At 67.6% G+C, this 26,377-nt stretch carries 31 protein-coding genes; 20 read left to right on the forward strand and 11 right to left on the reverse strand.

Annotated features, from left to right (window positions below; all coding sequences use genetic code 11):
- Positions 1-23 precede the first annotated feature (23 nt).
- The 5 genes from ACIG5A_RS18720 to ACIG5A_RS18740 all read left to right on the forward strand — a co-directional run bounded on the left by ACIG5A_RS18720 (position 24) and on the right by ACIG5A_RS18740 (position 4,846).
- Positions 24-1,229, forward strand: coding sequence for a lipid-transfer protein (locus ACIG5A_RS18720; protein ID WP_397241455.1), 1,206 nt, complete (start codon positions 24-26; stop codon positions 1,227-1,229).
- A 35-nt stretch (positions 1,230-1,264) separates the two neighbouring features.
- On the forward strand, positions 1,265-1,705 hold the full coding sequence (locus ACIG5A_RS18725) for an SRPBCC family protein (protein ID WP_397241456.1): 441 nt from the start codon (positions 1,265-1,267) through the stop codon (positions 1,703-1,705).
- Between the two features lie 27 nt (positions 1,706-1,732).
- Positions 1,733-2,611 (forward strand): MaoC/PaaZ C-terminal domain-containing protein, encoded by an 879-nt coding sequence (locus ACIG5A_RS18730; RefSeq protein ID WP_397241457.1) that lies wholly within the window; start codon positions 1,733-1,735, stop codon positions 2,609-2,611.
- Positions 2,612-2,635: 24 nt separating this feature from the next.
- Complete coding sequence (locus tag ACIG5A_RS18735) at positions 2,636-3,514, forward strand: SDR family oxidoreductase (RefSeq protein WP_397241458.1); 879 nt, start codon at positions 2,636-2,638, stop codon at positions 3,512-3,514.
- Positions 3,515-3,583: 69 nt separating this feature from the next.
- Positions 3,584-4,846, forward strand: coding sequence for an acyl-CoA dehydrogenase family protein (locus ACIG5A_RS18740; RefSeq protein ID WP_397241459.1), 1,263 nt, complete (start codon positions 3,584-3,586; stop codon positions 4,844-4,846).
- Positions 4,847-4,905: 59 nt separating this feature from the next.
- On the opposite strand, the gene ACIG5A_RS18745 is transcribed toward ACIG5A_RS18740, so the two are convergent.
- Together ACIG5A_RS18745 and ACIG5A_RS18750 are read right to left on the reverse strand one after the other, a co-directional pair.
- Entirely contained in the window at positions 4,906-5,571 is a 666-nt protein-coding gene (locus ACIG5A_RS18745; protein ID WP_397241460.1) for a hypothetical protein, read from the reverse strand.
- An 88-nt stretch (positions 5,572-5,659) separates the two neighbouring features.
- On the reverse strand, positions 5,660-6,556 hold the full coding sequence (locus ACIG5A_RS18750) for an alpha/beta fold hydrolase (RefSeq protein ID WP_397241461.1): 897 nt from the start codon (positions 6,554-6,556) through the stop codon (positions 5,660-5,662).
- 63 nt (positions 6,557-6,619) lie between these two features.
- Here ACIG5A_RS18750 and ACIG5A_RS18755 point away from each other — a divergent pair, with 63 nt between their 5' ends.
- From ACIG5A_RS18755 to ACIG5A_RS18765, 3 genes are read left to right on the forward strand one after another with little or no spacing between them, the layout of a single operon-like run.
- Positions 6,620-7,435, forward strand: a complete 816-nt coding sequence (locus ACIG5A_RS18755) for an exodeoxyribonuclease III (RefSeq protein WP_397241462.1) — start codon at positions 6,620-6,622, stop codon at positions 7,433-7,435.
- The gene (locus ACIG5A_RS18760; protein WP_397241463.1) at positions 7,432-7,935 is read left to right on the forward strand and encodes a ribonuclease domain-containing protein; all 504 of its coding nucleotides are present in this window, start codon (positions 7,432-7,434) and stop codon (positions 7,933-7,935) included. Before ACIG5A_RS18755 ends, ACIG5A_RS18760 begins: the two co-directional genes overlap by 4 nt.
- The gene (locus tag ACIG5A_RS18765) at positions 7,935-8,429 is read left to right on the forward strand and encodes a barstar family protein (RefSeq protein WP_397241464.1); all 495 of its coding nucleotides are present in this window, start codon (positions 7,935-7,937) and stop codon (positions 8,427-8,429) included. The genes ACIG5A_RS18760 and ACIG5A_RS18765 overlap by 1 nt, the downstream gene beginning before the upstream one ends.
- 57 nt (positions 8,430-8,486) lie before the next feature.
- Here the strand turns inward: ACIG5A_RS18765 and ACIG5A_RS18770 are convergent, their stop codons facing one another.
- The gene (locus tag ACIG5A_RS18770; protein ID WP_397241465.1) at positions 8,487-9,128 is read right to left on the reverse strand and encodes a TetR/AcrR family transcriptional regulator; all 642 of its coding nucleotides are present in this window, start codon (positions 9,126-9,128) and stop codon (positions 8,487-8,489) included.
- A 75-nt stretch (positions 9,129-9,203) separates the two neighbouring features.
- Here ACIG5A_RS18770 and ACIG5A_RS18775 point away from each other — a divergent pair, with 75 nt between their 5' ends.
- Genes ACIG5A_RS18775 through yhjD form a run of 3 tightly spaced genes read left to right on the forward strand, consistent with a single transcriptional unit; the run spans position 9,204 to position 12,288 of the window.
- On the forward strand, positions 9,204-10,178 hold the full coding sequence (locus tag ACIG5A_RS18775; protein ID WP_397241466.1) for an oxygenase MpaB family protein: 975 nt from the start codon (positions 9,204-9,206) through the stop codon (positions 10,176-10,178).
- Between the two features lie 21 nt (positions 10,179-10,199).
- On the forward strand, positions 10,200-11,231 hold the full coding sequence (gene trpS, locus ACIG5A_RS18780) for a tryptophan--tRNA ligase (protein ID WP_397241467.1): 1,032 nt from the start codon (positions 10,200-10,202) through the stop codon (positions 11,229-11,231).
- Between the two features lie 37 nt (positions 11,232-11,268).
- Entirely contained in the window at positions 11,269-12,288 is a 1,020-nt protein-coding gene (yhjD, locus tag ACIG5A_RS18785) for an inner membrane protein YhjD (protein ID WP_397241468.1), read from the forward strand.
- A gap of 6 nt (positions 12,289-12,294) precedes the next feature.
- Here yhjD and ACIG5A_RS18790 read toward each other — a convergent pair whose 3' ends face one another.
- The gene (locus tag ACIG5A_RS18790; RefSeq protein WP_397241469.1) at positions 12,295-13,575 is read right to left on the reverse strand and encodes a D-alanyl-D-alanine carboxypeptidase family protein; all 1,281 of its coding nucleotides are present in this window, start codon (positions 13,573-13,575) and stop codon (positions 12,295-12,297) included.
- 138 nt (positions 13,576-13,713) lie between these two features.
- On the opposite strand from ACIG5A_RS18790, the gene ACIG5A_RS18795 reads away from it, so the two are divergent.
- Both ACIG5A_RS18795 and ACIG5A_RS18800 read left to right on the forward strand, forming a co-directional pair.
- Positions 13,714-15,228: an MFS transporter gene (locus tag ACIG5A_RS18795; protein ID WP_397241470.1), complete on the forward strand. Its 1,515-nt coding sequence runs from the start codon at positions 13,714-13,716 to the stop codon at positions 15,226-15,228.
- Positions 15,218-15,838 (forward strand): TetR family transcriptional regulator, encoded by a 621-nt coding sequence (locus ACIG5A_RS18800; RefSeq protein WP_397241471.1) that lies wholly within the window; start codon positions 15,218-15,220, stop codon positions 15,836-15,838. Before ACIG5A_RS18795 ends, ACIG5A_RS18800 begins: the two co-directional genes overlap by 11 nt.
- Position 15,839: 1 nt before the next feature.
- Here ACIG5A_RS18800 and ACIG5A_RS18805 read toward each other — a convergent pair whose 3' ends face one another.
- Positions 15,840-16,736: a phenylalanine 4-monooxygenase gene (locus ACIG5A_RS18805; RefSeq protein ID WP_397241472.1), complete on the reverse strand. Its 897-nt coding sequence runs from the start codon at positions 16,734-16,736 to the stop codon at positions 15,840-15,842.
- A gap of 213 nt (positions 16,737-16,949) precedes the next feature.
- On the opposite strand from ACIG5A_RS18805, the gene ACIG5A_RS18810 reads away from it, so the two are divergent.
- The 4 genes from ACIG5A_RS18810 to ACIG5A_RS18825 all read left to right on the forward strand — a co-directional run bounded on the left by ACIG5A_RS18810 (position 16,950) and on the right by ACIG5A_RS18825 (position 19,394).
- On the forward strand, positions 16,950-17,153 hold the full coding sequence (locus ACIG5A_RS18810) for a type II toxin-antitoxin system VapB family antitoxin (RefSeq protein WP_397241473.1): 204 nt from the start codon (positions 16,950-16,952) through the stop codon (positions 17,151-17,153).
- Positions 17,154-17,219: 66 nt separating this feature from the next.
- Positions 17,220-17,903: a RadC family protein gene (locus ACIG5A_RS18815; RefSeq protein WP_397241474.1), complete on the forward strand. Its 684-nt coding sequence runs from the start codon at positions 17,220-17,222 to the stop codon at positions 17,901-17,903.
- A 46-nt stretch (positions 17,904-17,949) separates the two neighbouring features.
- A complete protein-coding gene (locus tag ACIG5A_RS18820) occupies positions 17,950-18,852 on the forward strand; it encodes an alpha/beta fold hydrolase (RefSeq protein ID WP_397241475.1) in 903 nt (300 codons plus the stop codon).
- Positions 18,853-18,929: 77 nt separating this feature from the next.
- Positions 18,930-19,394: a DUF4189 domain-containing protein gene (locus ACIG5A_RS18825; protein ID WP_397241476.1), complete on the forward strand. Its 465-nt coding sequence runs from the start codon at positions 18,930-18,932 to the stop codon at positions 19,392-19,394.
- A gap of 7 nt (positions 19,395-19,401) precedes the next feature.
- On the opposite strand, the gene ACIG5A_RS18830 is transcribed toward ACIG5A_RS18825, so the two are convergent.
- Entirely contained in the window at positions 19,402-19,812 is a 411-nt protein-coding gene (locus tag ACIG5A_RS18830; protein WP_397241477.1) for a DUF2000 family protein, read from the reverse strand.
- 118 nt (positions 19,813-19,930) lie between these two features.
- On the opposite strand from ACIG5A_RS18830, the gene ACIG5A_RS18835 reads away from it, so the two are divergent.
- Complete coding sequence (locus ACIG5A_RS18835) at positions 19,931-20,398, forward strand: DUF4189 domain-containing protein (protein ID WP_397241478.1); 468 nt, start codon at positions 19,931-19,933, stop codon at positions 20,396-20,398.
- Positions 20,399-20,482: 84 nt separating this feature from the next.
- Here ACIG5A_RS18835 and ACIG5A_RS18840 read toward each other — a convergent pair whose 3' ends face one another.
- From ACIG5A_RS18840 to sdhC, 4 genes are all read right to left on the reverse strand, one after another.
- On the reverse strand, positions 20,483-21,250 hold the full coding sequence (locus ACIG5A_RS18840) for a succinate dehydrogenase iron-sulfur subunit (protein WP_397241479.1): 768 nt from the start codon (positions 21,248-21,250) through the stop codon (positions 20,483-20,485).
- On the reverse strand, positions 21,250-23,016 hold the full coding sequence (gene sdhA / locus ACIG5A_RS18845) for a succinate dehydrogenase flavoprotein subunit (RefSeq protein WP_397241480.1): 1,767 nt from the start codon (positions 23,014-23,016) through the stop codon (positions 21,250-21,252). Before sdhA ends, ACIG5A_RS18840 begins: the two co-directional genes overlap by 1 nt.
- 14 nt (positions 23,017-23,030) lie before the next feature.
- On the reverse strand, positions 23,031-23,462 hold the full coding sequence (locus ACIG5A_RS18850) for a succinate dehydrogenase hydrophobic membrane anchor subunit (protein ID WP_397241481.1): 432 nt from the start codon (positions 23,460-23,462) through the stop codon (positions 23,031-23,033).
- An 82-nt stretch (positions 23,463-23,544) separates the two neighbouring features.
- The gene (gene sdhC, locus ACIG5A_RS18855; RefSeq protein ID WP_397241482.1) at positions 23,545-23,943 is read right to left on the reverse strand and encodes a succinate dehydrogenase, cytochrome b556 subunit; all 399 of its coding nucleotides are present in this window, start codon (positions 23,941-23,943) and stop codon (positions 23,545-23,547) included.
- 290 nt (positions 23,944-24,233) lie between these two features.
- On the opposite strand from sdhC, the gene ACIG5A_RS18860 reads away from it, so the two are divergent.
- Entirely contained in the window at positions 24,234-24,635 is a 402-nt protein-coding gene (locus ACIG5A_RS18860; protein WP_397241483.1) for a cytidine deaminase, read from the forward strand.
- A 12-nt stretch (positions 24,636-24,647) separates the two neighbouring features.
- Here the strand turns inward: ACIG5A_RS18860 and ACIG5A_RS18865 are convergent, their stop codons facing one another.
- Positions 24,648-25,025 carry a hypothetical protein gene (locus ACIG5A_RS18865; RefSeq protein ID WP_397241484.1) on the reverse strand — a complete coding sequence of 126 codons (378 nt, stop codon included), beginning with the start codon at positions 25,023-25,025 and terminating at the stop codon, positions 24,648-24,650.
- Here ACIG5A_RS18865 and ACIG5A_RS18870 point away from each other — a divergent pair.
- Positions 25,016-26,302, forward strand: coding sequence for a thymidine phosphorylase (locus tag ACIG5A_RS18870; RefSeq protein ID WP_397241485.1), 1,287 nt, complete (start codon positions 25,016-25,018; stop codon positions 26,300-26,302). The two genes, ACIG5A_RS18865 and ACIG5A_RS18870, sit on opposite strands and share 10 nt — an antisense overlap.
- Positions 26,303-26,377: the final 75 nt, after the last annotated feature.

Below are 26,377 nucleotides of genomic sequence, written 5' to 3' on the forward strand. Positions count from 1 at the left end.
ACGGCCAAACGTGAGGGAGTTCGATGGCGAACAAGGTCTACGTCGTCGGCGTCGGCATGACGAAGTTCGAGAAGCCGGGCCGTCGCAAGAACGAGGACGGCAGCGACTGGGACTACCCGGATATGGCGCGCGAATCGGGCACGAAGGCGCTCGCGGACGCGGGCATCGACTACCGCCAGGTCGAGCAGGCCTACGTCGGCTACGTCTACGGTGAGTCCACCTCCGGCCAGCGCGCGGTCTACGAGCTCGGCATGACCGGCATCCCGGTGGTCAACGTCAACAACAACTGCTCGACCGGCTCCACCGCGCTCTACCTCGCGGCGCAGACGATCCGGGGCGGCCTCGCCGACTGCACGCTGGCGCTCGGCTTCGAGAAGATGCAGCCCGGGTCGCTCGGATCCACCTGGGACGACCGCGAACAGCCGATGGCCAAGCACATCATGGCGCTCGCGGAGATCTCCGAGGTGCTCTTCCCGGTGGCGCCGTGGATGTTCGGCGCGGCGGGCCGTGAGCACATGAAGCAATACGGTTCCACCCCGGAGCATTTCGCCAAAATCGGCTACAAGAACCACAAGCACTCGGTGAACAACCCGTACTCGCAGTTCCAGGACGAGTACTCCCTCGACGACATCCTCGGCTCGCGGATGATCTACGACCCGCTGACCAAGCTGCAGTGCTCGCCGACCTCCGACGGCTCCGGCGCGGTCATCCTCGCCAGCGAGGCGTTCGTGGACAAGCACGGCCTCGCCGGGCAGGCGGTGGAGATCGTAGGCCAGGCGATGACCACCGACTTCCAGTCCAGCTTCGACGGCACCGCCAAGAACCTGATCGGCTACGACATGAATGTCCGAGCCGCGCGCAAGGTTTACGAGCAGGCGGGGCTCGGCGCCGAGGACTTCCAGGTCATCGAGTTGCACGACTGCTTCTCCGCCAACGAGCTGCTGACCTACGAGGCGCTCGGCCTGTGTGCCGAGGGCGAGGCGGGCAGGCTCATCGACGAGAACCAGACCACCTACGGCGGCAAGTGGGTCGTCAATCCGTCCGGCGGCCTGATCTCCAAGGGGCACCCCCTCGGTGCGACGGGCCTGGCGCAGTGCTCCGAGCTCACCTGGCAGCTGCGTGGCACCGCCGACAAGCGGCAGGTGGACAACGTCACCGCCGCGCTGCAGCACAACATCGGCCTCGGCGGCGCGGCGGTGGTCACCGCCTACCAGCGCGCCGAGCGCTGAATCCGTTCCACCACAACCGTTTCAGGAGAAACACCATGGGCCACATCGAAGCAACCAAGGACGTCAACGCCACCCCCGAGGCGCTGTGGGCAGTCGTCGCCGACCCGCAGACCTGGGACAAGTGGTTCTCCATCCACGAGCGCTTCATGGAGGAGCCGCCCGCCGTCTTGGCCGAGGGGTCCAAGCTGGTGGCGAAGATCGTCATGCTCGGCATGGCGAACAAGATGGAGTGGGTTGTCGTCGCGGTCGACGCGCCGAGCAAGCTCACCCTCGGCGGCACCGGAATGGCCGGTGTGAAGACCGAATTCACCTTCGACATCCAGCCGAGGGAGGGCGGCGGCGCCACCGTGTCGGTATCCGGTGAATTCGAGGGCGCGCTGATCAAGGGCGCGCTCGGCAAGGCGGTCGAGAAGGACGGCCTCAAGCAGCTCGACAAGACGCTCGAGCAGCTCGACGCGCTGGCCGTCGCGGCCTGAGCCGCCGAGTGTGACAAGGAGAGCGCGATGACAGCGGAGACCACCGCGTCCCGGTTGGTGGAGTTCGACGACAGCGGACTCGAAACCTGGTGTGACGACGAACAGTTCGAGGTAACCGGCGAGCGGATCGCCGAATACGCGGCCGCGACCAACGATCCCGTCGAAGCGCACCTGGCCGGCAAGGTCGCCTCGCCGGTCTTCGCGATCGTCCCGGTCTTCGAGGCGATGATGATGCCGGTCATCGACGTCGCCCCGATGGACATCTTCGGCCGGGTCGTGCACGGCGAGCAGGACTTCCACTTCCATCGCGCGATCGCGCCGGGCGACCGGCTGGTTTCGCGGGCCAAGGCGATCGGCTACACCAGCCTCGCCAATGGCACCACCATCACCATCCTCATCGAATGCCGCACCGCGGAAGGGGAATTGGTCAACGAGCAGTACCTGACCGCCTTCTTCCGTGCCATCGACGCGGGCAAATCCGTCGGAATCGCCGCGCCTGCGCACAAGTTCGACGAGAACCTGCGCACCGGCGATCCGGTCGCCGTGGTGGCCCAGCACGTCGACGACGACCAAACCTTCCGCTACGCACCGGCTTCCGGCGATCCGGTGCCACTGCACCTGGATGAGCAGGTCGCCAAGGACGCGGGCCTGCCCGGCATCATCGCGCACGGCCTGTGCACCATGGCCTTCGCCTCGTGGGCGGTGCTCACCGAGGTGGCGGGCTCGGATGTGCACCGGCTGAAGCGATTCGCGGTGCGCTTCGCCAAGATGGTCCTCCCCGGCGACGACCTGGAGACCCGGATCTGGCGGGTCGGCTCCGCGAACGGGGTCAGCACCTACGCCTTCGAAACCGTGCGCGGCGAAGACGTCGTCCTCAGCGACGGCCTGGCCGAGATCGCCGACTGACCACACAGAGACAGGAACACGCACATGGGTGCTTTGGCAGGAAAAGTCGCCGTCATCACCGGCGCGGGGCGCGGCATCGGACGCGAGCACGCGCTGCTGTTCGCCCGCGAGGGCGCGGCCGTCGTCGTCAACGACCTCGGTGGCAGCAATGCGGGCGAGGGCATCGATGCCGGTCCGGCGCAGCAGGTCGCGGACGAGATCGTGGCCGCTGGCGGCAAGGCGATCGCCAACACCGACAACATCGCCACCTGGGACGGTGCGAAAAGCGTTGTCGAGCAGGCGATTGCGCAGCTCGGCGGGCTCGACATCGTGGTCAACAACGCGGGCATCCTGCGCGATGCGTTCATCGCGGGCATGGACGAGGCGCAGTGGGATTCGGTCGTCGCGGTGCACCTGAAGGGGCACGCCGCGGTGCTGCACCACGCCGCCGCGTACTGGAAGGACCAGAGCAAGGCGGGCAACCAGCCGAATGCCGCCGTGATCAACACGGCGTCGGCCTCCGGCACCACCGTGCCGAACGCGGGGCAGGGCAACTACGGTGCGGCCAAGGCGGGTATCGCCGCGCTCACCCTGGTCGCCGCCGACGAGCTCGCGCGCTACGGCGTCCGGGTCAACGCGATCGCCCCGATCGCGCGCACCCGGCTCACCCTGGCCACTCCGGGTATGGGCGAGATGATGGCCGCGGAGGCCGAATACCTGGAGGAGGGCGAATTCGACGCCTTCAGTCCGGCCAACATCTCCCCGCTGGTCGCATACTTGGCCTCGGACAAGTGCGCGATCACCGGCAAGGTCTTCGCCGTGCAGGGCGGCGCGATCTCCGAGCTGGCCGGCTGGCACGACGTCAAGACGATCGAGGCCGATGGCCCCTGGCTCATCGACGACATTGCCGCCAGGCTGCCCTGACGCTGTGTTTACCCACCCCGCAGGCTCCGCAAGCTCCGCCTGCTGCCATCCCCGGAGGGGAGAACAACGATGTTCGAATGGTCCGAGACCGATGTGATGATCCGCGATGCCGTGCGGACATTCATCGACAAGGAGATCCGCCCGCATCTGGACGCGCTCGACAGCGGCGAGCTGACGCCGTACCCGATCATCCGGAAGCTGTTCAGCGAGTTCGGGATCGACGCCATGGGCGGCGAGGCCATCGAGAAGCTGCTTGCCAAGCAGCGCGCCAAGGCCGAGGCCGCCGCGGCGGGCGAACCGGCTCCGGAGCGGAAGAAGTCCTCCGGCGGCGGCAGCCCGTTCAGCGGTCAGGAATCGCTGATGGCGGTGCTGATCGGTGAATTGTCGGGCGTCTGTATGGGTTTGGTCACCGCGATGGGCGTCAGCATCGGACTCGGCGCCACCACCATCATGTCGCGCGGCACGCTGGCGCAGCAGGAACGCTGGCTCGCCGACATCGTGACCGCGAAGAAGTTCGCGGCGTGGGCGATCACCGAACCCGATTCGGGCTCGGACGCATTCGGCGGCATGAAGACCTATGTCCGGCGCGACGGCGAGGACTACCTGCTCAACGGGCAGAAGACGTTCATCACCAACGGCCCGTTCGCCGATGTGATGATCGTCTACGCGAAGCTCGACGAAGGCGACGGCGGGGACAAGCGCGAGCGCAAGGTGCTGACCTTCGTGCTCGACAAGGGCATGCAGGGGCTCACCCAGGGCAAGCCGTTCAAGAAGATGGGCTTGCACGCCTCGCCGACGGGGGAGCTGTTCTTCGACAACGTCCGCCTGGGCCGCGATCGGCTGCTCGGCGAGACCGAGGAGCACCGTGGCGGCGACGGCAGGGACAGTGCGCGCTCCAGTTTCACCGCCGAGCGCATCGGTGTCGCGTTCATGGCGCTCGGCATCATCAACGAATGCCACCGGCTCTGCCTGGACTACGCCAAGAACCGCAAGCTCTGGGGACAGGAGATCGGCCGTTTCCAGCTGGTGCAGCTCAAGCTCGCCAAGATGGAGATCGCCAGGATCAACGTGCAGAACATGGTGTTCAACACCCTGGAGCGCGGGCGCGCGGGCAAGCCGCCGACGCTGGCCGAGGCCTCGGCGATGAAGCTGTACGCCTCCGAGGCCGCGACCGAGGTCGCGATGGAGGCCGTGCAGTTGTTCGGCGGTAACGGCTATATGACCGAGTACCGCGTGGAACAGCTTGCCCGCGACGCGAAGTCGCTGATGATCTACGCGGGCAGCAACGAGATCCAGGTGACCCACATCGCCAAGGGCCTACTGGGCCAGTAGGTTTCGTTCCCGCACGACCGGTCCGCCCGGGCGGCCTGGCCCGCCCGGGTGACACGCCTTCACAGCGGCGACGAGCCCGGCCGCCGCAGCAGCTCGACAATGGTGTCGAGGGCGCCGAGCTTCGCGACAATTCCGCCGACCGTCTCGGCGATGTCGTCGAACTTCACCGCCAGCTGGTCGGATTTCGCCGTCAGCCCTTCGACTTTCGTTTCGAGTCCGCTGAACTGTGCCCCGAGCCCTCGGAACTTCGCGTCGAGCCCGTCGAACTTTGTTTCGAGGCTGTCGAACCTCGTCTCGAGTCCGTCGAACCTCGCTTCGAGTCCGTCGAACCTTGTCTCGAGATCGTCGACCCTGGCCTCGAGCCGATCGAATCGTGCTTCGAGTGTGTCGAATCGCGCTTCGAGTCCGTCGAACCTGGCCTCGAGTGTGTCGAATCTGGTTTCCAGTGTGTCGAACCTGGTTTCGAGGTGGTCGACTTTGTCGGAGACGCGGTGGAGTTCGGCGTCCATGCGGTCGAGCCGGTCGCCGTGCATGCGCTGCGTGGCGATGACGACGCCCAGTTGCGAACCGGTCGACCGCTGCATTCGCCGTAGCCGCACGTCGACGCCCCCGATCCGGCACAGAGCCCGCTTGGACCGTTCGTCGACCGCGCTGGTCAAGTCGTACAGCCCATCGACATCGCCACGTAGTTGAGTGATCTCGTGATCGCGCTGTGTTATCGCCATGGCGGCAACGGTAATTGGCTTCCCGCGACGCGCCCATACCCCTTTCTGTGAATGGGGATAACTTCCTGACCTGTGGATATCCCCCGTGTCAGACCGCGCGGAGGTGGGTGCGGCTCGCGTAGACGTGCTCCGCGATGAGGGTGGCCATGCGGTCCGGCGCTTCCAGCATCGGGACGTGGCCGACGCCGTTGACCAGGATGCGGTCGGCCGAGTCGGGCAGCTCCCTGAGGTAGCGGCGGGCGTAGACGCGCGGCGGGATGACCCGGTCGTATTCGCACAGCAGCAGGCGCACCGGCGTGGTGAGAGTGGACAGGTCGTCCACGCCGGGCGCGCGCAGGTTGCCGAGGATCATCGGGACCATGGCGGCGCAGTGGAAGGTCGCGGTGATGGTCGCGGCCACCTCGCGACGGGAGACGGCAGCGGCGTTCTTGCTCAGCAGCAGCAGGGCCATGCGCTGCGCCAGGTAGTTGTCGGCGACGAAATCGCCGATCCGCTTACCGATTTCGACGATCGGGAGCAGCGAAAGGAATTTCAGGCCGATCCGCAGCTGGGTGAGCGAGGGATTGTGCCAGCCACCCGCCGGGGCGATCAGCGTCAGCGTGCGTGCCCGGCCGCGGCGCGCCAGCTCGACGCCGACCCAGCCACCGAGCGAATTGCCCGCGATATGGCAGGTGCGCCAGCCGAGTTCGTCGAGCTGATCCTCGATCCGGTCGGCGAGCACCTGCACGTCGACCGACCAGCGGTCCACCGGCCCGCCGCCCCAGTGCCCCGCGAAGGCCGGTGCGAACACCTCGCACTGCGAGGCCAGCCTGGTCGCCGTCTGCTCCCAGCAGTGCGGCGACACCATGAATCCGTGCAACAACAGCAGCGGATCTCCGGAACCCAGGTGCAACGCCTTGATCGGCTGCGGCCGCTGCGTTTTCACGGCGGTGGATGCGCGCTTGGCGGCGGCGGGGGACTTGGAGGTGTGCGACGTCATCGTCATTCACCCCTTCCTGGACGGCGATGTCCGGGGCGGTTCATCTGACCAGCATTGTACGGTCGTCAGGTGCCGAACATCATCTCGACTGTCAACGTCAACGGGGTCCGCGCGGCCACTGGCAAAACGGGCAAGGGGATGCTCGAATGGCTGGCCGCCACCGAGGCGGACATCATCTGCGTCCAGGAGACCAGGGCCACCGACGAGCAGACCCGCGCCGCACTCGCGCCCGCGCTCGACGCGGGCTGGCATCTGTCGCACGCGGAGCCGGGCGCGAAGGGCAGAGCCGGTGTCGGCATCCTGTCGCGCAGGCCGCCGAGCGCGGTGCGGATCGGCATCGGCGGCGAGGTGGACGGACGCTGGGTCCCCAGCGCCGAATTCGGCGGCACCGGCCGCTATATCGAGGCCGACTTCGACGAGCTGACCGTGGCCAGCGTGTACGTCCACACCGGCGAGGCGGATACGCCGATGCAGGAGGAGAAGTACCGCTTCCTGCACGAGGTCGGCGCACGGATGAAGGCGCAGACGCGCGACTTCGTGATCAGCGGCGACTGGAATATCGGGCACACCGAGCTCGACATCAAGAACTGGAAGGGCAACCTGAAGAACGCGGGCTTCCTGCCGGGCGAGCGCGCGTGGATCGACGAGATACTCGCCGCGGGCTACGTCGATGTGGTGCGCACCCTGTACCCGGGCGTCGAGGGGCCGTACAGCTGGTGGTCCTATCGCGGCCGGGCCTACGACAACGACGCGGGCTGGCGCATCGATTACCAGCTGGCCCGCGGCGAGGTGGCCGGGCGGGCCAAGCAGGCGGTGGTCGAGCGCGCCGACACCTACGCCCTGCGCTGGTCCGACCACGCGCCGGTCACGGTGCAATACCGATGAACCTCGGCCCGACGGGTCGGATGCGCACCATCGCCACGCTGGGCGGCGTGGTGTTCCTGCTGCTCGTCGCGCTGATCTTCCTGCGTGACCGCGGCGGTGACGACAAGGCCACGTCCGCGGTGACCACGACGGCACGCGCGACGAGTTCGGCGCTGCTCGCGCCGCCGCGCACGCCCGACGGCCCGCCACGCACCGGCGCTCCGGTCGCGCGGGCACCCGGCGTGCCCGATCGCGCGTACGCGACGCTGACCGAGATCGATGCGGGCCGCTGGCCCGGTTCGGCGAACGCACCGGGCACCCAGGGCGGTGAGCAGTGGATGAATCGTGCGGGGACGCTGCCGCGCACCGACGCGGCGGGCAAGCGCGTCACCTATCAGGAGTGGGACGTCAATCCCAAGCGACGCGGGCAATCCAGGGATGCCGAACGCATCGTCACCGGCAGCGACGGATCGGCCTGGTACACCGGTGACCACTACGAGACCTTCACGAGGATGCGCTGATGCCGACGCCGATCCCGTTGTCGCAGTTCCTGGCTCGCCCCGCCGTCACCGCGACCATCGCGGGCGGCACGCCGCCCGCGCCGCCGCCCGTGCTCGGCGCGCTCGCCCTCGACGCCGACGAGTTCAGCGCCGTGCGCTACCGCGCACCGTCGGATTATGTGCTGCGTGAGCTGCGCGGCGCCAAGATGCGTACCGTCGCGGGCGTTTTCGACGAGTTCGCCGCCGCCTTCCAGTTCCCGTACTACTTCGGCGCGAACAAGGACGCCTTCGACGAATGCCTGCGCGATCTCCCCGATTTCGTCGGCGAGGGCACCGGATACGTTGCCGTGATCCGTGATTCGTCCGTCCTGCTCGCCGATCAGCCGGGTGAGCGACCGTGGTTCGCCGAGGCCGTCCGGGACTGCGCCACGTACTTCGCCCGCCACGCCATCGCCTTCCGTGTCGTGCTCCAGGGCGAACCGAGCACCTTGCGTGCGGTCGCGCTCGAACTGTGATCGGCTATTTCCGCACCGATCCGGAGGTCGGATAGCCGACGAAGGCCTCGTTCGGGATTACTTGTCGCGCATCCGGGCGGCGAAGTCCTCGCCCAGTAGCACGAAGATGTCGGTGGTGTGCTCGATGAGCTCGTCGCGGGTCATCGGCAGGTCGTCCTGCAGCCACGCGGTAAGGGTCTGGACCAGGCCGCCGACCAGGTAGGTGGCGCGAAAGTCGATGGCGGGGTCGGGTTCTCGGTCACCGAGGCCGTAGAAGTCGCTGCCCTCGGCGGCCACCATGCGGGCGAATACGCGCACCGTCTGGTTGGTGCGCGCACGCAGTTCCGGCGTCGCCATGCCCGCGATCAGCGCGACCCGCGCCTTGCGCGGATCGTCGGTGAGCAGGTGGATGCCCGCGGCGACCGCGGCGTTGGCGGTGCCCCTGGTATCCGGCGGCGCGGTGCGCAGCGCCTCGACGATGGCGGCGGCGAGCTCCTCCGCGATGCGATCGAGCAGCGCGGTCAGCACGGCGTCGCGGCTGTCGAAGCTCTCGTAGTAGTAGCGCTCGTTGAGCCCGGCCTGCGCCGTCAGCCCCGACACCGTCAGCTTGGCGAGCCCAAGGGTGCCGACGATCTCCAGCGCGGCATCGAGCAGCGCGGTGCGCCGTTGCGCGCGCCGCGCCTCCGCGGAGATACCGCCATACGTGCGTTGTGAACCCACAGCCCGATTCTGGCACGTCTCAATTCTGGCAGAGGGTCTTGCCAGAATTGGCAATCTGGCGGATGCTGTTGCCAGATGGTCTCAGCGTCCATCGCACCCCTCGACGAGGAGGCAGTGATGTCGGGTCCCGGGTATTTCGCCGACAACTCCATGGCGCGGCGCGTCATGAGCAAGCGCGCGGTCGGCCTGACCTACGGGCAGCGCGCCCTGGTGATCGGTGCGGTGCATCCGCTGCTCTACGTCGGCACCGCGGAGAACACCGAGCACCGGATGACGCCCTACACCCGGCTCGCGCTCACCGGTCACCTCTTCGAGGCGGTCTTCCTCGGCAGCAAGGACGAGGCGGATCGCGCGCTGGCCTTCACCCACAGGAAGCATGCGAAGGTCGTCGGCACGCTCCCCGAGGACGCGGGCACCCATCATCCAGCGGGTACCGCCTACGCGGCGCACGACCCGCACCTGATGTACATGACCATGGCCTTCACCTTCGATTCGGCCGAGGTCATGCACGACCTGCTGGTCCGCAAGCTGACCGGCGGCGAGCGCGAGGGGCTCTACCAGGACTACGTCCGCTGGGCCGAGCTGTTCGGCATGCCGCGCACCGCCGCGCCGGGCAGCTATCGCGAATTCCGTGACTCCTTCGACGCCTATCTCGCCTCGGACGAGCTGTTCCTCACCGACGAGGCCAAGCTGGTCGGCTCCTACCTGGCCGGTCAGGTGGTGCCCTACCGGCAGCGGCTCGGCGTGCACCAGGTGGTGTCCGCGTTCTATCTGCTGGTGCAGGGCAGCCTGCCCGCGCGGATCCGCGGCATGTACGGCATGCGCTGGGGGCTGGCCGAGGAACTCGCCTACCGGACGCTGGCCCAGGGCATCCGCGCCGCGCACATCGCACCGCCGCTGGTGCCACGGGTGCTGCGCGGCACGCTGGCCGGGCCGAGCGCGCCCGTCTACAAGCTGGTCTCGCAGAGCGAACACGACCTCGCGCGTACGGGGCGGCCGAGCATGCCCGGGGTCGATTCGCGGAACTGGGCGGCGCGACACACCGCGTGAGGCACGTGGCAAGATCGGGACATGTCCAGTCCTGCACCAGCCACGGGCGCGGAGCGCAAGCAGCGCGTCCTGTCCGGGATCCAGCCCACCGCCAACTCGTTCCATCTCGGCAACTACCTTGGGGCGCTGCAGTACTGGGTCAGCATGCAGGACGAGTACGACTCGCTCTACTTCATCCCCGATCTGCACGCGATCACCGTGCCGCAGGATCCGAAGGAACTGCGCCACAAGATCAAGGCCGCGGCCGCCCAGCTGCTCGCGCTCGGTATCGATCCCAAGAAGTCGACGCTGTTCCTGCAGAGCCAGGTGCCCGAGCACGCCGAGCTGGCCTGGGTGCTCAGCTGCCTCACCGGCTTCGGCGAGGCCGGCCGGATGACCCAGTTCAAGGACAAGTCGGTCAAGCAGGGCGCGGAGAACGCGACCGTCGGCCTGTTCACCTACCCGGTGCTGATGGCCGCGGACATCCTGCTCTACCGCGCCCATCAGGTGCCGGTCGGCGAGGATCAGCGCCAGCACCTGGAGCTGACCCGAAACCTGGCCCAGCGCTTCAACACTCGGTACAAGAAGACGTTCGTTGTGCCCGAGGCGCACATCGTCAAGGGCACCGCGAAGATCTACGACCTGCAGGATCCGACCGCGAAGATGAGCAAGTCGGCGTCCAGCGACGCGGGCCTGATCAATCTGCTCGACGCTCCGTTGGTCACCGCCAAGAAGGTGCGCTCCGCGGTCACCGACACCGAGCGCGAGATCCGCTACGACGTGGAGCGGAAGCCGGGCATCAGCAACCTGCTGGTGATCCTGAGCTCGCTGACCGGTACGGCGATCGTCACGCTCGAACAGGACTACGCGGGCAAGGGCTACGGCGATTTGAAGTCCGACGTGGCCGACGCGCTGGTCGAATTTGTCACGCCACTGCAGGCGAAGGTGCAAGAGTATTTGTCGGATCAGGGCGAACTCGACCGCATCCTCGCCGCAGGGGCCGAGCGGGCGCGCGAGATCGCGGGCAACACCCTCGCACAGGTTTACGACCGGGTCGGTTTCTTGCCGCGCTGACCCGTTCACCCGCGAGGCAATCCGAAGGGGTGAGCGGGTGCAGTGGATCGATGACACGAAGGCCAGGATCGAACGCTGGATCCAGGCGCGGCCGTGGCTGGATCACGTGGTCCGCGCCGCGGGCCGTTATCAGCGGCAGCGCGGCGACTTCTACGCGGCAGGCATCACGTATTTCACCGTGCTATCGCTGTTTCCGCTGCTGATGGTCGGTTTCGCGATCGCGGGGTTCGTGCTGTCGCGCCACCCCGATCTGCTCATCGAGTTGCAGAAAAAGATCGTCGAGAACATTCCCGGCTCGCTGGGCGGCCAGCTCAACGATCTCATCGATCAGGCCGTCGACTCACGCACCAGCGTCGGCGTGATCGGCCTGCTGGTCGGCGCGTGGGCCGGGCTCGGCTGGATCGCCAACCTGCGCGCGGCGCTCACCGAGCAGTGGGATCAGAAGACCCAGGAGCGCAATTGGTTCCTGACCAAGCTGTCCGACCTCGGCGCGCTGGTCGGGCTCGCGCTGGCGTTCATCGTCTCGGCCGCGCTGTCCGCGCTCGCGTCGAGCACCCTGGGCGCGCGGCTGCTCGTCCGCATGCACCTGTCCCACCTGCCCGGCGCGCGGCTTTTCCTGATCCTGGTTTCGGTGCTGCTCGGCCTGCTGGCCAGCTGGGCCGTGTTCGTGTGGATCATCGCGCGGTTCCCGCGCGAACCGGTCACCTTCCGCAGCGCGGCCAGGGCGGCGCTGATCGCCGCGGTGATCTTCGAGGTGTTCAAGTACTTCGCGTCGCTGTACCTGCAGGTCGTGCTGAAGAGTCCGGCGGGCGCCACCTTCGGCTCGATCATCGGCCTGATGGTGTTCAGCTACATCACCTATCGGATCATCCTGTTCGCCACCGCATGGGCGGCGACGGCGAAGGAAAACCTGCGCGAGGCCGATATCCCGCCGCCCCCGCCCGCGATCATCCGGCCGCGGGCCACCGCGCGGGAGCTGTCGACGGGCGCGGGCGCCGCCTTCTTCGGTGCGGGCGCCCTTGTGGCGCTTGCGCTTTCCGGGCTGCGTCGCCGCTGACCGGGTTCAGCGGCGCTGCCGGTTGATCCTTCGCGCGCCCAAAAGCAGTGCGAGCGTGAGGATTATCCCGCCCACCGCGAGCACGGTGCGCGTTCCCGAGCCGTGCTGCTCGTGGGCGGGCTGCTCGCCCGCCTGGTCGTCCTCCTTCGGTGGCGGCGAGGCAAGCGGCACAGCGGTATTCGGCGGCTCGGCGCTCTTGTCGGGCAGCTTGCCGACCTGGGTGCCGCGCGGTAGCGCGAACCCGTAGTCGAGCAGGTGGGCGGCCTGCTCCCACGGGCGCAGCGGCTGCACATCGGCTTTCAGCAGCGTCACCACGAGCCTGCGGCCGTCGCGCTTGGCCGCCGCGACGAAGGTCTGCCGCGCGTCGTCGGTGTATCCGGTCTTGCCGCCGATCGCGCCGTCGTACTCGTAGAGCAGGTGGTTGTCGTTGCCGATCGGGAAGCCGGGGCGGTCCTTGTCGCCGGTGATCTTCGGGTCGGCCGGATAGCCGGGGAAGTCGACCTGTTCGGTGTGGATCAACTCGGCGAACAGCGGGATCGTCAGCGCTTCGCGGAACAGCAGTGCCAGGTCGTAGGCCGAGGTGCTCATGCCGGGCCCGTCGAGCCCGGACGGGCTCGCGGTGCGCGTGTCGAAGGCGCGCAACGAACCTGCCAGCTGATTCATCTTCGCCACGGTGGCCGCGTCACCGCCGAGCTGGACCGCGATGGCGTGCGCGGCGTCGTTGCCGGACGCCATGATCAACGCCTGCATGAGCTGGCGGTTGGTGTAGCGCCCGCCGGGGCCGATGCCCACCTTGGTGCCGTCCATGTTCGCGTCGTCTTGGGTGCCGGTCACCACCTTGTTCAGGTCGAGCGCGCGCAGCGCGACCGTGGCGAGCAGCACCTTGATCGTGCTGGCCGGCCGGTAGCGCCCGTGCGGGTCCTTGGCCGCGAGCACCTCGCCGGTGTCCAGATCCGAGACCAGCCACGCCGTCGCCGAAATGTCCTGCGGCACCGGCGGTGCGCCCTTCGGCAGCACCAGGCCGCACTCGCCCATTCTGGCGCCGCCGATCGGCGGCGCGGGGATCAGCAGCGGCTTGGGGGTCGGCTGCCCAGGCGCGGGCACCTCGGACTCGTCGATCGGTGGCGGCGGAGCCGTCTTCTGCGGGCAGCCGTCGGTGTTCGGGGTGGTGAACGGCGTGGTCGTTGTGCTCGGCGCCGCGAGTGCCTGCGGCCCCGATGCGGCGGCGACGATCAGCGCGGACCCGAGGCAGACCGCGGTGAGTAGGCGAAAGTCCCGGATTTTCATCGGCTGCGAGCCTATGCGATCCGGTCGGTTTTTCGCCGGATGAGCGGGGCCGCGCGATGGTCACCGAATAGGTATTGACAGCCTCTAGTAAATGAGAGCTACTATCAAAAAGTTGCTTCTGTCATTTTTGGAGGGACCATGAAGAACGATTCGCCACGCCGCTGGCTCGCACTCGGTGCGCTGGCGCTCGCGATGCTGACCATCGGTCTCGACGTCACCGTCCTGACCGTCGCCCTGCCGACCCTCGCCGTCGACCTGAACGCGAATACCGGTGCGCTGCAATGGTTCAGCAGCGCCTACACGCTGGCGCTGGCCGCGCTGATGCTGCCCGCCGGCGCGCTCGGCGACCGCTACGGCCGTAAGAAAGTCCTGCTCGGTGCGCTGCTGCTGTTCGGCGTCGCATCGGTCGCCTGCGCGCTGGCGACCTCGGCCGGACTGCTCATCGCGGCGCGTGCCGCACTCGGTATCGGCGCGGCGGCGATGATGCCGCTGTCCATGTCGGTGCTGCCCGCGATGTTCCCCGACCCGATGGAACGCCAACGCGCGCTGACCATTTGGATCACCTCGACGGCCATCGGCCTGCCGCTCGGCCCGATCGTCGGCGGGTGGCTGCTGCAGAACTTCTGGTGGGGTTCGGTATTCCTGATCAATGTGCCGCTGGTGATCGTCGGCGCGATCGCCGTGGCCGTGCTCGTTCCCGAATCACGCAGCGAGGTGCGCTTCCAAGTCGATCTACTGGGCGTGCTGCTCTCCGCGCTCGGGATGCTCGCGCTCACCTACGGTTTCATTCGCGTCGGCGAGCAGGGTTGGGGTGACGGCACTGCGTGGTCGATCGTCGGCGCCGGTGTCGCGGTGCTCGCGCTGTTCGCGGCCTGGCAGCGCAAGACCACGCAGCCGCTGATCGATCTCGGCCTGTTCCGCAACGGCGGATTCCGCTGGGGCACGGTATTTCTGATCCTGGTGAACTTCGCGATGTTCGGGATGTTCTTCACCGTGCCGCAGTTCTTCCAGGCGGTGCTCGGCGCCGACGCGCTCGGCAGCGGCCTGCGGCTGCTGCCGCTGATCGGCGGGCTCATCGTCGGCAGCAGGCTGGTCGGCAAGCTGCTGCCCAAGCTCGGGCTCCGTGTGGTGCTCGCCATCGGGTTCGGCCTGCTCGCCTGCGGGCTCGGCCTCGGCGCACTGACCGGCGTGGACAGCGGCTATGGGTACACCGCGCTGTGGATCACCGTCCTCGGCGCGGGGATGGGCTTCGTGATGCCCGCGGCGCTGGGGCTGGCGATGGGTGAGCTCACCGCGGAGCGGTCCGGCTCCGGCTCGGCCCTGTTGCAGGCGCTGCGCCAGGCGGGCGGCACCATCGGTGTCGCGGTGCTCGGCACCATCCTGGCCAATCAGTACCGCGCGGAACTCGGCCCGCTGGACCGGGAACCGTTCTCCGACGGTGTGAGCGCCGGAGTCGCGGCCGCGCGACGCCTCGGCGACGGGCAACTGCTCGAGCAGGTGCAGCGCGCCTTCCTCGGCGGCATGGGCGCGATGCTGTGGGTGTGCGCGGCCATCTGCCTGGTCGCCGCCGCCGTCGCGGTGCTGTTCATCAGGCCGAAGGCGCAGGCGGAGCCGGTGGAACCGGATGCGGCACAATCGGTTCATGTCGGTTGAGCTACCTGGCGCCGGGCCCGCACCGGGCCTGCGGGAGCGGAAGAAGGAACGGACCCGCCGGACGATTCGCGAAGAGGCGTTCCGGCTGTTCCGTGAGCAGGGCTACGGCGAGACCACGGTGGAGCAGATCGCGGCGGCCGCGGACGTCTCGCCGAGCACCTTCTTCCGCTACTTCCCGTCCAAGGAGGAGTTGGCGCTCGCCGACGACCTCGACCCGATCATGTTCCGCGCGTTGGACGATCAACCGCTCGACGTGTCGCCGCTGGAGGCGTTCAAGCGGGCGACGATCGCGGCGTTCGATATGCTCTCACCCGAGGAGCTCGCCTTCGAGACCGAGCGCATCCGGCTGCTCTACTCCGATCCGGAGCTGCGTGGCGCCATCGCCAGGGAATTCGACCGCAATCTCAACCTCGTCTCGGAGATCGTGGCCTCCAGGACCGGGCGAGCGGCCGACGATTGGGAGGTGCGCGCCTTCGCGGGCGCCATCACCGGCGGGATGCTCGCGCTGATCAACATCGAGCCCTTCAGCCCCGAGCAGATCATCCGCGTCGTCGAATTCCTGGCGGCGGGGATGCCGATCGGCAGGCGCGAGCCCACCGATCGGTCCTGAATCACATCCGCGCGTGCCGTGCGTGCACGATGCGCTGCGGCGTCTCGTCGTCCATGGTCTCGAAGAAGCCGCCGATCACGTCCTCGATCTCGGAAATCGACTCGGCGCAGAACAATATCGGCTGATAGTGGGTGATGTCGTACACCGCGGTGCCCATCGCGACCACGTCGAGCGGGCGGTGCACGGCGTGCCGGAACTCCTCGATCTCACCGTAGGAGGAGAGCAGACCCGCTCCGTAGCACCGGACTTCGCCCTGCTCGCGGACCACGCCGAATTCCATCGAGAACCAGAACACGTTGGCGAGGAACTTCAGCGCCTTCTCGGTGCTGAGCCGGGCGACGGCCGCGCCGACCGTGGCGTAGATATCGGCGAAGCGCGGGCTCGCTATCTGATTGGCGTGCCCGATGACCTCGTGGATCGCGTCCGGCTCCGGGGTGTACAGCGGCGCGGAATGATGCCGGATGTACTGGGTGGAATGGAAGATTCGATCGGCGAACGAGCCGAAGAACTCGCGCAGCGGCACCAGGCCCGCGGCCGGGGCGTAGCGGAAACCCGTGAGCGGCGACAGTGCCGCCGACACCTCGTCCAGCTGCGGGATATGGTCGGCCGGTAGGGCGAGCGCGGCCGATGCCGCCAATACCTCGGCGCAGGCGTACTTCTCGTGCTTGCGCGCGAGCTCGGCGGAGACGATCCGCCAAACTTCCTGCTCCTCCTCGGTGTAGTCGATGCGGGGGAGTGGTTTGCCCGGTGCGTAGTCCAGTGCCATGGCGGCGATCGCGTTGCGGCGCTCCCGGTATTCCGGGTCGTGCACGCCGGGGTGCTCGTCGCTGAGATGCACCGTCACATCACCGTCGCCGGTGCGGGTGACCGGGGAGTAGAGCTGGGCCTCGGTGAACATATCTCGATGCAAGCACCGCTTTACCTTGCCGACAACAAACGCCACGCCAGCTGAACAAATTGTCTAGTTGGCCTGGATTGTCGGTGTCACTACTGACCGAACACCGCCTGACCGGGGCCGCGGGTATCCGGGCCTGGATGAATGAAAGTTGCATCATTACCGCGCGCCGAGGGCGGCCATGGCGCAAGATGGCGAATGTACGAAGGAGGACGCATGAGAACCGTGCGGATCGATCTCGACCAGCAGCTGCTCGCCGCCGCGGCCGCCATCATGGGCACCGGCACGAGCAACGCCACCGTCAACGAGGCGCTGCGCCGGATCGTCGTCCACGACCGCCAGTTGCGGCACCTGGAGAAGCTGGCGGGTATCGCGCTGTCCGGCTCGACCGTACCCGAGGTGCTCGCGGTCGAGGTATAGCCGCCCGACCTTGTCGGTGGGGCCTGGCAATATCCAAGTCCTCCACCGTCTTCGAGGGGGTCGCTGATGTCGGTACCCATCGCCAACCTGCCCATCGGTCAACGTCCGAGGGAGCGCCTGTTCACCCTCGGTTCGCATGCCCTGAGCGATAGCGAACTACTCGCGCTGCTGCTCGGCCAGGGCAGGCGCGGTGAGAGCGCGCTGGAACTCGCCGCCGACCTGCTCGCCGAACACGGTGGCATCGCCGGTCTTTCGGCGGCGCGCCCCGAGGAACTGTCCCGGCGGGCCGGTGTCGGGCCCGCCAAGGCCGCGGCGATCATCGCCGCCTTCCAGCTCGGCACCAGGGCGCGGGTCAGCCCGGAGCCGCGGTTCCGGTTGGACGAGGCGGCCGATGTGGTCGCCGCCGCGCGCCCGCTGTTCGCGGGCGCGCGCGTCGAGCGGCTGCTCGTACTGGTCTGTGATGCGCAGAATCACCTGCGGCGCACGGTATTCGTTGCCGAGGGGGCGATCGATCAGGTGGCCGTTCCGGTGCGTGAGATACTGAACACCGTGCTGCGCCACGACGGCCGCGCCTTCGCCGTCGTGCACAATCACCCCTCCGGCGATCCGAGTCCGAGCTTCGACGACCGCCGCGCGACCACCCTGCTGCGCGATGCGTCGCGCACCGTCGGCCTGCGTTTCCTCGATCACGTGGTGGTCGCGGGCGAGCGCTGGGTCAGCGCGACACCGCTGCCACGCATCGGGGAGTGACGGCGCCGGAACGAACCGGGCGGCGACGCCGCGACAGGAGGAAAGCGTGGAGCAGGTACGCGAGTCGGCAGTCGTCCCGCCGATCGGGCAGTTCTACAAGGTGGACGGACGCCGGCTCTTCCTGCACCGCGCGGGCGAGGGTGGACCCGCGGTGGTGTTCCTGCCCGGCGCAGGCGCTGTCGGCCTGGACTACCTGAACATTCATGAGCGGATCGCGGAGTTCACCACCTCGGTGCTCTACGACCGCGGCGGCACCGGTTGGAGTGATCGGCGCGAATTGCCGCGCACCGCGGCGCAAGTCGCGATCGAACTGCGCGAGCTGCTGCGCGTCGCCGAGGTGCCCGCGCCCTACGTGCTCGTCGCGCATTCGCTCGGCGGCGCCTACACGCGTCGCTTCGCCCAGCTGTTCCCGGACGACGTGGCCGGACTGGTCGCGCTGGAGTCCTTCTATGAGGAGTGGGACACCTACATGCCGGACAGCCTGCACCTGGACAAGACGCCCGCCGCGATCCCCGGCCGCGTCCAGACCGGACTCATCCGGCTGCTGTCGCGGCCCTTCTACAAGAAGATGTTCGCCACATGGCCCGCGCCGGTTCGCGACGCACTCGTCGCCGGGCACGTCGACCCGGAGTGGATGCGGATCGGCGCCGAGGAGCGCGGCACGACGGTCGCGCTGGCCGGTGAGCTGCGCGCGGGCGGCAAGGTGGCGGATGTCCCGTTCATCGCGCTCGGCGCGCTCGGCGCCGACGCGGGCCAGCGGCTCGTGCTGTCCAAGAAGGCGGCGCGTGAGCTCGCCGACAGCAAGGAGGCGCTGTATTCCGCGATGGCGCAAACGTTCTCGCGGGGTGAGTACCGTGCGCTGCCCGATGCCAAGCACAGCACCATCCAGCTCGACGAACCCGATGCCGTTGTCCAGGCCGTTCGCGATGTTGTCGACTCGGCTCGGTAACGGTAGATATTCGCCCTTGGGAAAACGCGTTCCGTCCATCAGGATGAGTGTTCTCGATCTCATTCGGAGGGACTGACATGTCCATATCTCGTTGGGCCGCCGTGGCGTTCGCCGCGATGTCGGCCACGGCATCGACCATGGCCGCGGCAGGCACAGCCCACGCAGGCGGCGGCGATCGGTACGGCGCCATCGCCATCTCGTTCGAGACCGGGGAATTGGGATACGCGGTGAACCTGTCCACCGCGGCCGAGGTCGAACGCATCGCCATCGAGCAATGCGGGCGGGTCGACTGCGGTGTGTACGTGAACTTCGTCAACGCATGCGGCGCGGTCGCGGTGGCGCCGGACGGCAGCCTGGCCTGGACCTGGGGTGTCAACCGCGCCGACACCGGGCGCAGCGCGGTCGATCTGCTCGGGCTGCGCGCCCCGAAATTCCCCAATCCCGGCTCGGCCACCCCCGGCGCCGCGCGCGTCGAACTCGCGGTGTGCACCGTCGAGGGCGGATCGTCCACGCCGAGCGGAAGCGCCGTCGCGCGGACGTGAACCTCGTTCACGGGTGCAGCGCAAGGCCTTTGAGGGCTTTGTCGACCGTGTTGCGCGGTCCGCGCACGGCGAGGCCCGCGAGCCGCAGCTGGTCGGTGGGCACGGCGCGGACCGCCGCGCGGTTGTCCTCGTCGGTGAAGGTGTCGAACAGGTCGACGGGGTAGATCGTGGCGGGCAGGTCGCGGGCGAGCGCCTGCTGATGGACGGTGCGCAGTTGCGCGGCGTCGGCGAGGTAGACCAGGACCGGTTGCGCGAACATCGGCAGGTATTTCACGCCGGAGCCGTCTTGGTATGCCTCGCCGGTGGATTCGCAGCCGACCGCGATCCCGCTGGCGAGAAACGCGGTCACGTTCAGCTTCTGCCAGGTGGCGAGTTCGTCACTGAGCACGACGGCAATCTTGGTCTTGGTCTTGGTCATGCCCCGATCGTCCGCCGTTGGCCCGCCGTCGGTCTTGAACGCTGGTGCGCGGATATCCCTTGGGAAAAAGCGACTCATCGGTCAGTATGAGTGGTCTCGAATTTCCGGAGGGGCTCCTATGTTCATATCCCGTTGGGCCGCCGCGGCATTCACCATGGTGTCGGCCGCGGCGTTGACCGGCTTCGCCGGAGGTGTCGCCGACGCGGGCGTTGATTACTATGGCGCGATTGCCATTTCGTTCCAGACCGGCAACCTGGGCTACGCGGTCAACGTGACCACTCCCGCCGAAGCGGGTCGCCTGGCCGATGAGCAGTGCGGCGGCGGTCGCGACTGCTCGGCGTACGTCTATTTCGTCAACGCCTGTGGCGCGGTGGCCGAGGCGCCCGACGGCAGCCTGGCCTGGGCCTGGGGCGTGAACAAGTCCGACGCCGAGCAGACCGCGATCAACTTCCTCGGCCCCCGCGCCCCGAAATTCCCCAGCCTCGGCTCCGCCACCCCGAGCGCCGCCCACGTCAAACTGTCGATCTGCACCGCGAACGGCGGCGGCCCCTCGGCCCCGGGCGGGCGCACCCTGCCGAGGGCGTAACGGCTGATCACGCCACGACTGCTCACCCAACGGCAAAGGCCGCCTCCATCGAAAGATGAAGGCGGCCTTTGTGCGGGCGGGGGGTCAGCGGGCGAAGAGCAGGGCGCGCTTGACTTCCTGGATGGCCTTGGTGACCTCGATGCCACGTGGGCACGCGTCGGTGCAGTTGAAGGTGGTGCGGCAGCGCCACACGCCCTCGACGTCGTTGAGGATGTCGAGGCGCTCGCGGGCGCCCTCGTCACGGCTGTCGAAGATGAAGCGGTGCGCGTTCACGATCGCGGCCGGGCCGAAGTAGCTGCCGTCGCTCCAGTACACGGGGCAGGAGGTGGTGCAGCAGGCGCACAGGATGCACTTGGTGGTGTCGTCGAACCGGTGCCGGTCGGCCTGGCTCTGGATGCGCTCGCGGGTCGGCTCGTTGCCCGAGGTGATCAGGTACGGCTTCACCGCGCGGAACGCGTCGAAGAACGGCTCCATGTTCACCACGAGGTCCTTCTCCGTCGGCAGGCCACGGATCGGCTCGACGGTGACGGTGATGGACTTGCCGTCCTTGGGCAGCATGTCCTTCATCAGGACCTTGCAGGCCAGCCGGTTCACCCCGTTGATCCGCATCGCGTCCGAACCGCACACCCCGTGCGCGCAGGAGCGGCGGAAGGTGAGCGTGCCATCGAGGTAGGACTTGATGTAGATGAGCACGTTCAGGAAGCGGTCCGACGGCAGGACCGGCACCTGGAACGACTCCCAGTGCGCGCCCTTGTCGTCCTCCGGGTTGAACCGGGCGACCTTGACGGTGACCATGGTCGAACCGTCGGGGACCGGTGCAGGCTTGGACGGGGTCTCGAGTACGGCAGTCATCAGTACTTACGCTCCATCGGCTCGTAGCGGGTCTGCACCACCGGCTTGAAGTCGAGGCGGATATCGGAGATGAGCTCCGCGCCCTCCTTGTAGGCCATCGTGTGCCGCATGAAGTTCACGTCGTCGCGGTCCGGGTAGTCGTCGCGGGCGTGACCGCCGCGCGATTCCTTGCGGTTGAGCGCACCGACCACGGTGACCTCGGCCAGCTCGAGCAGGAAGCCGAGCTCGACGGCCTCGAGCAGGTCGCTGTTGTAGCGCTTGCCCTTGTCCTGCACGGTGATCCGGGTGTAGCGCTCCTTGAGCGCGTGGATATCGGTGAGCGCCTGCTTGAGGGTGTCCTCGGTGCGGAACACCGCGGCGTTCATATCCATCGTGTACTGCAGCTCGGTGCGGATGTCGGCGACGCGCTCGTTGCCGTGATCGGACAGGATCAGCGCGAGCCAGTCCTGCACCATCCGCGCCGGGTTCTCCGGCATGTCCACGAACTCGGTGCGGTGCGCGTACTCGGCGGCGGCGATACCGGCGCGGCGGCCGAACACGTTGATGTCGAGCAGCGAGTTGGTGCCGAGACGGTTGGCGCCGTGCACCGAGACGCACGCGCATTCGCCCGCGGCGTACAGGCCGGGCACCACGTCGGTGTTGTTGCGCAGCACCTCGCCGCGGATGCGGGTCGGGATGCCACCCATCACGTAGTGACAGGTCGGCATGACCGGCACCAGTTCCTTCACCGGGTCGACACCCAGGTAGGTACGGGCGAATTCGGTGATGTCGGGCAGCTTCTCCTCGAGCACGTCCTCGCCGAGGTGGGTCACGTCGATGTAGACGTAATCCTTGTTCGGTCCGGCGCCGCGGCCCTCGAGCACCTCGAGCACCATCGAGCGGGCGACGATGTCACGCGGCGCGAGGTCCTTGATGGTGGGGGCGTAGCGCTCCATGAAGCGCTCGCCGGAGGCGTTGCGCAGGATGCCGCCCTCGCCGCGGACCGCCTCGGAGATGAGGATGCCGAGACCGGCCAGGCCTGTCGGGTGGAACTGGTGGAACTCCATGTCCTCCAGCGGCAGGCCCTTGCGGAACACGATCGCCATGCCGTCGCCGGTCAGCGTGTGCGCGTTCGAGGTGGTCTTGTACATCCGGCCCGAGCCGCCCGTGGCGAACACGATCGACTTGGCGTGGAAGACATGCAGTTCGCCGGTGGCCAGCTCGTAGGCGACCACACCGGTGGCGACCGGGCCGCGCTCGGTGTCGGTCATCACCAGGTCGAGCACGTAGAACTCGTTGAAGAACTCCACGTCGTGCTTGACGCAGTTCTGGTACAGCGTCTGCAGGATCATGTGGCCGGTGCGGTCGGCGGCGTAGCACGCGCGGCGGACCGGCGCCTTACCGTGATCGCGGGTGTGGCCGCCGAAGCGCCGCTGGTCGATCTTGCCCTCGGGGGTCCGGTTGAACGGCAGACCCATCTTCTCCAGGTCCATCACCGCGTCGATGGCCTCCTTGGCCATGATCTCCGCGGCGTCCTGGTCCACCAGGTAGTCGCCACCCTTGACGGTGTCGAAGGTGTGCCACTCCCAGTTGTCCTCTTCGACATTGGCCAGCGCGGCGCACATGCCGCCCTGGGCCGCGCCGGTGTGGCTGCGCGTCGGGTACAGCTTGGTCAGCACAGCGGTGCGCGCCCGGGGCCCGGCCTCGATCGCCGCCCGCATGCCCGCGCCGCCTGCGCCGACGATGACGACGTCGTAGCGGTGCTCCTGAATCCGGGGATCACTCATCGAAGTCGCTGTTCCTAACTGATGTTGGGGTCGAAGGTGAAGATGACGTAGGTGCCGACGCCGACGATCAGGATCATCGAGATGGCGAGCAGCGTGTTCAGCCAGAACCGCGTCGAGTCCTTGCGGGAGTAGTCCGCGATGACGGTGCGCAGGCCGTTGCCGCCGTGCAGCTGGGCCAGCCACAGCATGGTCAGGTCCCAGATCTGCCAGAACGGGCTGGCCCAGCGGCCCGCGACGAAGCCGAAGTTCAGCCGCTTCACGCCGCCGTCGAGCAGCAGCATGATCGACATGTGGCCGAAGATCAGCACGATCAGCAGCACGCCGGAAAAGCGCATGAACAGCCAGGCGTACTTCTCGAAGTTGTTGTTCGACTTGGCGCGCGGCGAGCGGGGGAGATCCAGGCTCGCGGGCCGGTCGTAAGACTTACCGAGGACGGGTGCGCTCATGCCTGCACCTCGCTGAAGCTCGGCGCCGACATGACCGCAGGTGCGGCTGTGTTGATTGTTCGCTCGCTTCGCTCACTCATGATCAGTGCTCCGTGAAGAGGTAGAAGAACATGCGGCCGATCGCCGGGGCGGCCACCAGGACTACGGCGGCGAGGACGATCCAGAGCATCAGGCGCTGGTACTTCGGTCCCTTGGACCAGAAGTCGACCAGGATCACCCGCAGGCCGTTGAACGCGTGGAAGACCACGCAGACGACCAGGCCCATCTCCATCAGCGCGACGATGGGGTTCTTGTAGGTCTCGATCGCTTCGTTGTAGGTGTTCGGGCTGACCCGGACCAGCGCGGTGTCCAGCACGTGCACGAAGAGGAAGAAGAAGAGGGTGACGCCGGTGATCCGGTGCAGCGCCCAGGACCACATGCCAGGGTCGCCTCGGTACAGCGTCTTCCGCTTCGGCTGGGCCGGAGCTTCAATCGTGGTCATAGAGTGCGGTGCCTCCAACGTCGTTGATGGACCCGGTTGGCAGGTCCTTCTCCGGCTGCGTGGAGGGCAAATGCCCAGGTGGCTGCGCTTTGTTCCGAAGCGCGTGCCCGCCGCCGGGAACCTGAACCGATCTGTTGTGGACTCTAATCCCCTCTGAATCGCGGAACTAATTCGCCGTGCCGTGCGTTGCGCTACAGTCGGCGGAGTTAGGTTTACCTTTCTTGATGCGTAACGGGTTGCGTCGCGGTACTCGCGCGGCCTGGTGAAGCCGAGCTCCGTGGAGGCCGCAGATGCCGGAAGTCGACTGGAATGTCTTGCGCGACAATGCGATTCAAGTTATGCGCAATGCCTATGCGCCGTACTCGCGGTTTCCGGTCGGCGCCGCGGCTCACAGTTCCGATGGCCGAATTGTGCGCGGGTGCAATGTGGAGAATGTCTCATATGGATTGGGCCTCTGCGCCGAATGTGTACTCGTCGGTAACTTGATTTCGGGCGGCGGTGGACGTCTACTCGCCGTCTCGGTCACCGATTCCCGCGGCGAAATTCTGCTGCCGTGCGGGCGGTGCAGACAGCTCCTCTATGAACACGGCGGGCCGGATCTGTTGATCGACCATAAGAACGGGCCCGTTCCACTACGTACGTTGCTGCCCGACGCCTTCGGTCCCGAGGACTTGGACGCCGGGCAGCTGTAGGGCGTGACTCCGTCAGGAACTCTCTTCGAGTTCGGCGTCGATCTCTTCCTCGGTCGGCATGGTCAGTTCCGGGAAGCCGGTGTGGGCAATGCCCATCCGCTCCATCATCAGCGCCATGCCGCTCCCCAGCCGATTCATGCCGTCGATCAGTCGCCTGCTCACGATGTCGGTCTTGGCGTCATGCCGTTTGAGCGCCAGGATCGACTCCCTGTGACACTCCTCGACGTCGACGATGCGCGTCTCGAGCGTGCCGAGTCGGCGATCGAAGTCGATAAAAGACATTGCTACCCCCAATCCTCGAATCAGTGATGCGGGAAGGCTATCGAAGCCGACCGGCAAGAACCAGGGGACGAACGGGTGTCCCGTGCCATGCTTGCCGGGTGACGGCACTGGACGCGATTTCGATCATCACGACCAAGCGGGACGGCGGGGAGCTGTCCGATGAGCAGATCGACTGGGTGGTGCACGGTTTCACCAACGGGGTGGTGGCCGACGAGCAGATGTCGGCGCTGGCGATGGCCGTGGTGCTGCGCGGTATGACGCGGCGGGAGACCGCGCGCTGGACCGCGGCGATGATCGCGTCGGGGCAGCGATTGGACTTCACCGGCCTGCCGCGCCCGACCGTCGACAAGCATTCGACCGGCGGCGTCGGCGACAAGATCACGCTGCCGCTTTCGCCGCTGGTCGCGGCGTGCGGTGCGGCGGTGCCACAGTTGTCAGGGCGCGGATTGGGGCACACCGGCGGCACATTGGACAAGCTGGAGTCGATTCCCGGCTGGCAGGCCGATATTTCGGCGTCGCGGATGCGAGAGATATTGGCGGACCCCGCGATCGGCGCCGTGGTGTGCGCGGCGGGCGCGGATCTCGCGCCCGCGGACAAGCGGTTGTACGCGCTGCGCGATGTCACCGGCACCGTGGAATCGGTGCCGCTGATCGCCAGTTCGATCATGAGCAAGAAGATCGCCGAGGGCACCTCGGCGCTGGTGCTCGATGTGAAGGTCGGCTCGGGCGCATTCCTCAAAACCGAGGACGGTGCTCGCGAATTGGCAACGGCCATGGTCGAATTGGGCACCGACGCGGGCGTGCGCACGGTCGCGCTGCTGACCGCGATGGATACCCCGCTCGGCCGTACCGCGGGCAACGCGCTCGAGGTCGCCGAATCGGTGGAGGTGCTCGCGGGCGGCGGGCCGTCCGATGTGGTCGAGCTGACGCTGACCCTGGCCAGGGAGATGGTGGCGCTCGCCGGTCTCGATATCGATCCCGCCGAGGTGCTCGCCGACGGCAGGGCGATGGACCACTGGCGGTCGATGATCCGCGCCCAGGGTGGCGACCCGGATGCCGCGTTGCCGCGTGCGCGCCACACCGAGATCGTCCGTGCCGAGCGGGACGGCACGATGACCCGCCTCGACGCGATGGGCGTCGGCATCGCCGCATGGCGGCTCGGCGCGGGCCGGGCCAGGCAGGGCAGCGTGGTGCAGGCGGGCGCCGGCGTCGAAATGCATGCCAAGCCGGGCGATTCGGTGATCGCGGGGCAGCCGCTGTTCACCGTGCACACGGATACGACGGAGGCGATTCCCGGGGCGCTCGCCGCGCTCGGCGATGCCGTGACCATCGGTGCCGAAAAGGTTGCGGCCACTCCGCTATTGCTCGACCGGATCGGAATCTGAAGTGCTGATGCGCCGCATTGGCCTGTGAGCCAACTGATTTCGTGAGTACACGGGTAACTCGGCGGGTACGGGCTG

Source organism: Nocardia sp. NPDC052566, from assembly GCF_044547285.1.
GTDB lineage: Bacteria > Actinomycetota > Actinomycetes > Mycobacteriales > Mycobacteriaceae > Nocardia.

Bases quoted from the DNA above. Each gene is read 5' to 3' on its own strand.
- ACIG5A_RS18810 (WP_397241473.1), top strand. From the start codon at position 16,950: ATGAGAACCGTGCGGATCGATCTCGACCAGCAGCTGCTCGCCGCCGCG.
- ACIG5A_RS18765 (WP_397241464.1), top strand. From the start codon at position 7,935: ATGCCGACGCCGATCCCGTTGTCGCAGTTCCTGGCTCGCCCCGCCGTC.
- ACIG5A_RS18740 (WP_397241459.1), top strand. From the start codon at position 3,584: ATGTTCGAATGGTCCGAGACCGATGTGATGATCCGCGATGCCGTGCGG.
- ACIG5A_RS18840 (WP_397241479.1), bottom strand. From the start codon at position 21,250: ATGACTGCCGTACTCGAGACCCCGTCCAAGCCTGCACCGGTCCCCGAC.
- ACIG5A_RS18730 (WP_397241457.1), top strand. From the start codon at position 1,733: ATGACAGCGGAGACCACCGCGTCCCGGTTGGTGGAGTTCGACGACAGC.
- sdhC (WP_397241482.1), bottom strand. From the start codon at position 23,943: ATGACCACGATTGAAGCTCCGGCCCAGCCGAAGCGGAAGACGCTGTAC.
- ACIG5A_RS18850 (WP_397241481.1), bottom strand. From the start codon at position 23,462: ATGAGCGCACCCGTCCTCGGTAAGTCTTACGACCGGCCCGCGAGCCTG.
- ACIG5A_RS18815 (WP_397241474.1), top strand. From the start codon at position 17,220: ATGTCGGTACCCATCGCCAACCTGCCCATCGGTCAACGTCCGAGGGAG.
- ACIG5A_RS18800 (WP_397241471.1), top strand. From the start codon at position 15,218: ATGTCGGTTGAGCTACCTGGCGCCGGGCCCGCACCGGGCCTGCGGGAG.
- ACIG5A_RS18830 (WP_397241477.1), bottom strand. From the start codon at position 19,812: ATGACCAAGACCAAGACCAAGATTGCCGTCGTGCTCAGTGACGAACTC.
- ACIG5A_RS18860 (WP_397241483.1), top strand. From the start codon at position 24,234: ATGCCGGAAGTCGACTGGAATGTCTTGCGCGACAATGCGATTCAAGTT.
- ACIG5A_RS18795 (WP_397241470.1), top strand. From the start codon at position 13,714: ATGAAGAACGATTCGCCACGCCGCTGGCTCGCACTCGGTGCGCTGGCG.
- ACIG5A_RS18735 (WP_397241458.1), top strand. From the start codon at position 2,636: ATGGGTGCTTTGGCAGGAAAAGTCGCCGTCATCACCGGCGCGGGGCGC.
- ACIG5A_RS18745 (WP_397241460.1), bottom strand. From the start codon at position 5,571: ATGGCGATAACACAGCGCGATCACGAGATCACTCAACTACGTGGCGAT.
- ACIG5A_RS18720 (WP_397241455.1), top strand. From the start codon at position 24: ATGGCGAACAAGGTCTACGTCGTCGGCGTCGGCATGACGAAGTTCGAG.
- ACIG5A_RS18760 (WP_397241463.1), top strand. From the start codon at position 7,432: ATGAACCTCGGCCCGACGGGTCGGATGCGCACCATCGCCACGCTGGGC.
- ACIG5A_RS18835 (WP_397241478.1), top strand. From the start codon at position 19,931: ATGTTCATATCCCGTTGGGCCGCCGCGGCATTCACCATGGTGTCGGCC.
- ACIG5A_RS18725 (WP_397241456.1), top strand. From the start codon at position 1,265: ATGGGCCACATCGAAGCAACCAAGGACGTCAACGCCACCCCCGAGGCG.
- ACIG5A_RS18805 (WP_397241472.1), bottom strand. From the start codon at position 16,736: ATGTTCACCGAGGCCCAGCTCTACTCCCCGGTCACCCGCACCGGCGAC.
- ACIG5A_RS18790 (WP_397241469.1), bottom strand. From the start codon at position 13,575: ATGAAAATCCGGGACTTTCGCCTACTCACCGCGGTCTGCCTCGGGTCC.
- trpS (WP_397241467.1), top strand. From the start codon at position 10,200: ATGTCCAGTCCTGCACCAGCCACGGGCGCGGAGCGCAAGCAGCGCGTC.
- ACIG5A_RS18750 (WP_397241461.1), bottom strand. From the start codon at position 6,556: ATGACGATGACGTCGCACACCTCCAAGTCCCCCGCCGCCGCCAAGCGC.
- ACIG5A_RS18775 (WP_397241466.1), top strand. From the start codon at position 9,204: ATGGTCTCAGCGTCCATCGCACCCCTCGACGAGGAGGCAGTGATGTCG.
- ACIG5A_RS18825 (WP_397241476.1), top strand. From the start codon at position 18,930: ATGTCCATATCTCGTTGGGCCGCCGTGGCGTTCGCCGCGATGTCGGCC.
- sdhA (WP_397241480.1), bottom strand. From the start codon at position 23,016: ATGAGTGATCCCCGGATTCAGGAGCACCGCTACGACGTCGTCATCGTC.